This window comes from Romboutsia faecis (assembly GCF_014323405.1).
Taxonomy (GTDB): domain Bacteria; phylum Bacillota; class Clostridia; order Peptostreptococcales; family Peptostreptococcaceae; genus Romboutsia_E; species Romboutsia_E faecis.
In genome coordinates, this window is sequence record NZ_JACRWE010000018.1 from 1 (window position 1) to 6,706 (window position 6,706).

A 6,706-nucleotide genomic window follows, 5' to 3' on the forward strand; every position below is an offset into this window, starting at 1 on the left:
GGTTACCCACGCGTTACTCACCCGTCCGCCGCTCTTTACCGAAGTAAATCGCTCGACTTGCATGTGTTAGGCACGCCGCCAGCGTTCATCCTGAGCCAGGATCAAACTCTCAAATAAAAGTTGATGGGCTCAGATACTGTTATATATCTGGCTTTGTTTGGTTGTTTCGAATAATTCTTATAAAGAATTAGTTATATAAATTAACCTACTGTTTAATTTTCAAAGTTCTTATTTTGTTTTGTTTGTTTCGTCCGTGTTTCTCGGACAAGTAATACTATATCAACTTTAAAGCATATCGTCAACACCTTTTTTATATATTTTTTTATTAAATATAATTCTATATCTAATCAAAATAAGTTATCCACATTATATACAACTCATCTTATAGATTCCAACTCTATCACACCTATTTTATCCACATTATTAAAGTATTTATTAACATTATATTTTTTATTTATATTTCTTATTCATAAGTACCAATATGTAAATAAAAAACTAGATATTAATCATTTTTTCAGATTAATATCTAGTTTTTTTATAATATATCTAAGTAATCTCATTAATAAAGTATATACTTGTCTCTTCAATAACTTTATTAATATCCGCATTAGTTTATTTTGCGATAGATAATACCTTATTCATATATTCATATTTTAAAATAATATCATTTTCTTTTAAGCTTCTTTGAACATCTATTATTCTCTGATTATATGAACCTCTAAATTTTAGACTTATATCTCTTTTACTTAATTCAAATTTTCCATCAACTAAAACATCTATTTGATTAAGCAATTTGATCCTATCATTATGATCTTTATTTTCTGGTTCTAACAATTCTTCAAAAGTAAACCCCGTATAAGCCCATACATCTAATTTATTTCTTTTAGCTTCTTTTGCAATTAATTCTAAAACTTCTGATTGTAAGAATGGTTCTCCCCCTGACAGAGTAATTCCTTTCTGAAGTTTTAAATTCCTAATTATATCTATAATCTCATTAACATCTATTTTATATCCACTATTTAAAGAATGTGTTTGCGGATTATGGCACCCAGTACAGTTATGAATACAACCTTGAGTCCAAATTACCATTCTTAACCCCGGTCCATCTACTATACTATCAAAAGTAGTAGGCGATGCTAATCTTAATTTCATAATAGCGCCTCCATTTAAATTACCTATGTTTTACTCTATCTCGTACCTCTGCTCTTTTTGCATTATTAAATCTATCAACAGTTCCTACTAAATATCCTGTTATCCTTCTTATTCTTTCAAACTTAACATTATCTATTTCTTCATTTCTCCCACAAGCAGGACATATATTACCTTCAATAATTCCTGAGTATCCGCAAATAGGGTCTCTATCCACAGGATGATTTATGCTACCGTATCCTATTCCTAATTCCTTCATAGCTCTTATTATTGTTTCAAATGCTTCTAAATTATTTGTAGGATCTCCATCTAACTCTACATAGGTTATATGGCCAGCATTAGTAAATTCATGATAAGGTGCCTCTATTCTTATTTTTTCAAAAGCACTTATCTTATAGTAAACTGGTACGTGGAAAGAATTCGTATAGTACTCTTTATCTGTTATTCCTTCTATTTCTCCATATAGGGCCTTATCTATAGAAGTAAATCTACCTGAAAGCCCCTCTGCTGGAGTTGCTATTAATGAAAAGTTTAATTTATACTTATCACTAGCTTCATCCATCCTATCTTTCATGTGTGATATTATTTTTATGCCTAATACTTGAGCTTCTTTGCTTTCACCATGATGTTTTCCTACAAGCCCAATCAAACACTCTGCTAACCCTATAAATCCTACTGTTAGTGTTCCTTGTTTTATTACTTCCTTTAATTTATCTTCTGGTCCTAAATTATCAGATCCCAGCCATATGCCTTGCCCCATTAAGAATGGAAAATTCTTCACCTTTTTGTTGCCTTGAACCTCCATCCTTTCTAATAGTTGATCTATAACTAGGTCTATTTTTTCATCTAATTCTTTAAAGAATCCATCTAAGTTTGCTTCTTCATTATTTATCATCCCATGTTTTATACCTAATCTAGGTAGGTTAATTGTTGTAAATGATAAATTACCTCTACCACTAACAACTTCTTCTCCACAAACATTACTCAAAACCCTAGTTCTACATCCCATATATGTAGCTTCAGTCTCTGGATGACCTCCTCTATAATATTTTGCATTAAAAGGAGCATCTAAAAAACTAAAATTCGGGAATAATCTCTTAGCTGATACTTTACAAGATAATTTAAATAAGTCGTAATTAGGATCTCCTGGGTTTAAATTTATACCTTCCTTTACCTTAAATATTAATATTGGAAATATAGGTGTTTCTCCATTTCCTAATCCACGTTCTAAGCACAATAATAAATTCTTACTAACCATCCTACCTTCTTCTGATATATCAGTCCCAAAGTTCACACTAGAAAAAGGCACTTGAGCTCCTGCTCTAGAGTGCATAGTATTTAAATTATGTATAAATCCTTCCATTGACTGATATGTTCGTCTATCAGTTTCTTCATATGCCTCATTATAAGCAAACTCTTGTATCTTTTTAGTTACATCTTCATCTATATTAAATTCTTCTTTTAACATTTCTTTTTCTTTATTTATATATGACTCATTCTTCTTTAATCCCAGCTTTAGATTCTCTTCTTCTATTTTACAAACAATATTTTTTATAGCTTCTTTATCATCTATATCTTTAAATAATTTTAATGCCTTTGACATATTAGATATATATTGCTTTCTAAATGTCTTGTATACTCCTTTAGCTAATCCATAATCAAAAAAAGGTATGCTTTGACCGCCATGTTGATCATTTTGATTACTTTGAATTGCTATAGCTGCCAACGCTCCATAACTCATTACATCATTCGGTTCTCTTAAGAAACCATGACCAGTTGAAAATCCACCTTCAAAAAGTTTTTCAAGATCAATTTGACAACAAGTCAATGTTCCCATATTTAAAAAATCCATATCATGTATATGTATGTCTCCATTATCATGAGCATATGAGTGCTCCGGTTTTAATATATGAGTTTTGCAGAATTCTTTAGATACAGCACTTCCATATTGGAGCATAGTTCCCATAGCAGTATCTCCATCTATATTAGCATTCTCTCTTTTTATATCTGCATCACTGGAGTCTTCAAAAGTAATTTCTTCTATTGCTTTCATTAATCTTGTTTTTGAATTTCTGATTCTACTTCTCTCAGTTCTGTATATAATATATTCTTCACTAGTTTTTGCATGCCCAGTTTCTATTAATACTTTTACAACTACATCTTGTATATCTTCTACTCCAGGTATAGAATCTGTATATTTAGAGTTCAATACTCTTATAACTTCTTGAGTTAACTGCTCTGATAACTTATAATTTGGAACTTCTTCTTCTTTCTTTGCAACTTTCTCAGCCGCTAGAAAAATAGCTCTAGTTATCCTATCCTCATTGAATGGTATAATTCTCCCATCTCTTTTTTTTACAAATCTAACCATTATAAAACGCCCCCTTTGTTACTATATATTGTATCACAATTTTATTTCTACCACTATATATTGTATATAAAAACTGATATATATCTTAATTTAAGATTTCATTTTATACTAGATTATATTTATTGACTATATAATCCAATACACTTCAAATATGTACTTTTTTCTTATAAATATTAGTGTATTAAAATTATTAGTATTATTTTTTTAGTAAAACATATACTCTTATTAACTTATTTAGCCAATTTCATTAAATGCTTTTATTAAAACAGGAATTTATTTATTTTCATATTTAGAGTATGTTTTTTCTAAATTTTCGTATAACATATTAAATATACAATCTAAAGGGGGGAATTTTATGTTATCTAATAGATTATCATCTATAACTCCATCAGTAACTATCGGAATCAGTTCAAAGGTAAACGAACTAAAAAACTTAGGAAGAGATATTATTAATCTTAGCATAGGGGAACCAGATTTTAATATCCCCGAAAAAGCTAAATCAGTTGGAATAGATTCTCTTAATAAGAATGAAACAAAATACAACTTAGTTTCCGGAATTAAAATTTTAAGAGAAGAAATTTGTAAAAAGCTTTCAAATGAAAATAATTGCATCTATTCTATAGATGAAATAGTTGTATCTAATGGAGCAAAACATGCTATTACTAATGCTTTATTAGCTGTTACTAATCCAGGAGATGAAGTTTTACTTCCTAAACCATATTGGGTAAGTTATTCTGAAATGACCAAAATTGTAAATGCAGTTCCAGTGCCTATTGAAACTGAAAAAAGTAATGACTTCAAGCTAACAGGGGAATTATTAGAAAAATATATAACAAATAAAACTAAACTTCTTATTTTAACTAATCCTTCTAATCCAACAGGAGCTGTTTATAAAAAAGACGAATTGATTGATATTGCAAATGTATGTTTAAGAAATAATATATATATACTAGCAGATGAGATTTATGAAAAGATATGCTATACAGATAACTTTGTATCAGTTGCATCTTTAAGTAATGAAATAAAAGATATCACTATAACTATAAATGGATTTGCTAAATCTGCTGCTATGACAGGTGTTAGGTTAGGATACTCTGCATCTAATAAAAAAATAGCAAAAGGTATAAATGCTATCCAAGGTCACCTTGTATCTCATCCTTCTTTAATATCACAGTACATAGGTTATGGAGCACTAACACAATGTGGTGATGATATAAATAATATGGTAAGGACATATAAACACAGAAGAGACTTGATAACATCTAAGTTAGATACTATACCTAATATCGAATATGTGTATCCTGAAGGTGCATTCTATGTGTTCATAGATTTATCTAAAATAAAAGATAAGTTTGATTACAAAGAAAGTTTTTCTATAGAATTTTGTGAAAAATTTTTGGAAGAGTATAATGTTGCTATTGTACCTGGTCTAGCCTTTGGTATTGATAATTATGTTCGTATCTCATATGCTTGTAAAGAAGATTACTTTTTAGAGGCATTAGACAGATTAAATGTATTTGTTTCAAATATAATGCAATCAAACACTATTAATAATTACTAGATAAATAAAAAAGGTAGTATTAATAAATTTATACAATTTATCGATACTACCTTTCATCTATGTAAATTTTACTTGTTAATAGTATTTTATTTTATATTATACTTTTCTAGAATTGAATCTATGAATTTTCCATTTTCATAAAATAACTCACCATCAGCATATATTTTCCCACCATTCCTCATATCACAAAGCATATCCCAGTGTAATGATGACTTATTTTTTCCTCCTGCTTCTGGCATTGAGTCTCCAATTGCCATATGTACTGTGCCACCTATTTTTTCATCAAATAGCATATTTGAAGTAAAATCTTTTATTCCATAATTAGTTCCTATAGCTACCTCTCCAAAGAAACTTGATCCCTCATCAGTATCTAATAATGACTTTAACAATTCTTCTCCTTTTTTTGCCTTAGCATTAACAACCTTACCATCTTTAACTTCAAGTTTTATTCCTTCTATTTGTCTCCCTGCAAATATACCTGGAAATGAAAATGTTATATATCCATTGATATTATTCTCTAATGGTGACGTGAAAATTTCACCATCTGGGAAATTTTGTTTTCCGTCACAATTTATCCACTTTCTGCCTTCTATTCCTACCATAATATCTGTATCCTCAGATACTATATGAAGATTACTTTTGCTGTCTAAGTATTTTACCCATCGTTCTTGTTCTTTACTTATTTTTTTCCATTCAGATACAGGATCTTGGCTATCTAATAATCCAGCTCCGTAAACAAAATCTTCATACTCATAGAAGCCTCTTGCGCATCTGCATAAGTTGGATATTGAGTTCCACACCATCTTAAACTTCCATCACCAGTTCTATCTGAGTAAATCTTTCTCCATGTACTAGATCCTTGCTGATACATTTTTAATTTATCAGAATTTATCCTAGATAACATTCTTGTATTTCTATTCCCCCAAGCAGTCAGCCATACATCAGCTTCACTTAATATGGATTCGTATATCATATTGCCACTCTTAAGCTGCTTTTCACTTCCATACTTCAATTGAATTTCTTTTATCTCATCTGATTCTAGTGTGTATTCTATATGAGCACCTTTCTTAGTAGCTTCTTTTACAACTTCTATAACCCATGGTGTTGCAACCTCATCTGCACATACATATACAATATCCCCCTCTTTTACTTCTACAGAATATTCAACTAAAAGTTTCGCTAATTTATTTAATCTTTCATCAGCCATACCCAATCCTCCTTTTACTATAAGATATCTACAATAGTATAACTTTTCTTCATTAATCTCTACATATTATTTTGATTATTTTATATAATAAAATTTATATGGAATATGTATTTAAAAACGATTGATAATTATTATATATTTTAGATCTTTACCGATATATAATAGTAAAATATCAACTAGATAAATCTCTCTAAATACTCTAGATTAAAATTATAAATCAAAAAAGAGTATAAACTGTACTTACTTGAAATAATAGTACATTTATACTCCTAATTTTTATAAATAAAAAAGATTACGTGGCTACGTCTTACTCTCCCAGGAGGTTGCCCCCCAAGTACCATCAGCGCTAAAGAGCTTAACTTCTGTGTTCGGAATGGGAACAGGTGTATCCTCTTTGCTATAGTAACCACATAATCTT

3 protein-coding genes, 2 rRNA genes and 1 pseudogene are annotated in these 6,706 nt (G+C 29.5%); 1 reads left to right on the plus strand and 5 read right to left on the minus strand.

Going from position 1 to position 6,706, the window contains the following annotated elements:
• The 3 genes from H8923_RS16735 to H8923_RS16745 form a co-directional block, all read right to left on the minus strand.
• Positions 1-117, minus strand: a 16S ribosomal RNA gene (locus tag H8923_RS16735); the annotation flags it as partial.
• 495 nt (positions 118-612) lie between these two features.
• Entirely contained in the window at positions 613-1,152 is a 540-nt protein-coding gene (gene nrdG, locus H8923_RS16740; protein WP_153973187.1) for an anaerobic ribonucleoside-triphosphate reductase activating protein, read from the minus strand.
• A 19-nt stretch (positions 1,153-1,171) separates the two neighbouring features.
• The gene (locus tag H8923_RS16745; RefSeq protein WP_153973186.1) at positions 1,172-3,520 is read right to left on the minus strand and encodes an anaerobic ribonucleoside triphosphate reductase; all 2,349 of its coding nucleotides are present in this window, start codon (positions 3,518-3,520) and stop codon (positions 1,172-1,174) included.
• 355 nt (positions 3,521-3,875) lie between these two features.
• On the opposite strand from H8923_RS16745, the gene H8923_RS16750 reads away from it, so the two are divergent.
• A complete protein-coding gene (locus tag H8923_RS16750; protein WP_153973185.1) occupies positions 3,876-5,081 on the plus strand; it encodes a pyridoxal phosphate-dependent aminotransferase in 1,206 nt (401 codons plus the stop codon).
• Between the two features lie 86 nt (positions 5,082-5,167).
• Here the strand turns inward: H8923_RS16750 and H8923_RS17860 are convergent.
• A pseudogene (locus H8923_RS17860) lies at positions 5,168-6,288 on the minus strand (aminopeptidase).
• 294 nt (positions 6,289-6,582) lie between these two features.
• Positions 6,583-6,699: ribosomal RNA gene (gene rrf, locus H8923_RS16760) — 5S ribosomal RNA — on the minus strand.
• Between the last annotated feature and the right edge of the window lie 7 nt (positions 6,700-6,706).

Bases quoted from the DNA above. Each gene is read 5' to 3' on its own strand.
- H8923_RS16750 (WP_153973185.1), top strand. From the start codon at position 3,876: ATGTTATCTAATAGATTATCATCTATAACTCCATCAGTAACTATCGGA.
- nrdG (WP_153973187.1), bottom strand. From the start codon at position 1,152: ATGAAATTAAGATTAGCATCGCCTACTACTTTTGATAGTATAGTAGAT.
- H8923_RS16745 (WP_153973186.1), bottom strand. From the start codon at position 3,520: ATGGTTAGATTTGTAAAAAAAAGAGATGGGAGAATTATACCATTCAAT.